The organism is Oleiphilus sp. HI0086 (assembly GCF_001635225.1).
The window spans coordinates 1-846 of record NZ_LWFZ01001100.1; the positions used below are offsets into that span (position 1 = coordinate 1).

The following is an 846-nucleotide window of genomic DNA, read 5'->3' on the forward strand; positions in this document are numbered from 1 at the left end:
AGAGGCGGCAATCTCTCGTGCATAACGCAAGAAAGAATTGCTTCCCAAGCGGGCTTCGGCAACCGCTAAAGAGTCTGCCCCCAATTGCGCATGCGTTTTCATGATCATGAACTCTTCATCTGTTAGCTTGCCTGGCTTGAGCAAGATACTATCTGGAATACCTACTTTACCCACATCATGCAAAGGTGCCGACTTATATAAAAGATCCACCGTCTCAGCATCCAGATAGTCTTTGAAGTCGGGATGTGCACTCAAATGTTCCGCTAGCACACGGACGTAATGCTGAGTTCTCAGAATATGGCCACCGGTTTCATTGTCCCGGGTTTCTGCAAGCGAAGCTAGCGCTAGCACAGACACATCTCGAGTCAATTGAAGTTCGTCCCTATGCTGCTGCAAACTGGCAATCATCGCATTGGTACCCTCAGCCATACGCCCAAACTCATCATGACTGACTACCGGCACTCGCTGTTCCAGGTCACCATTCATCACCTCAAACAAGGTATGATTCTGGTAATAAAGGTACATATTCAAGTTTGTCACATAGGAATATATGATCCGAATACTATATACCAAGAGGACAGCAGCGACGAAGGCTACCTCTTTGAGAATGCTAATGCGCGCATCATTTATATCCAAATAACGGCTACTATCGACCAACCAACTTAGGTCTTTATTAATAACCAAAAAGAATACCGTCGAGATACTGAATACCAATACAATTGCCGCCGCCGAGAACTTCTTACCAAAGGAAAGAAAGTTCTCCCTTAACTGCAATGCCATCGACTGCTTAATGAGATATTGAGCAATATCTTTCTCTCTACCTAAAGATAAATCCAGCGCCACAAA

1 protein-coding gene is annotated in these 846 nt (G+C 45.0%); it reads right to left on the bottom strand.

All coding sequences use genetic code 11. The annotated features are described in order from the left end of the window. The coding region (locus tag A3756_RS28830) for an HD-GYP domain-containing protein (RefSeq protein ID WP_156490616.1) at positions 1–846 on the bottom strand (846 nt) is incomplete at both ends.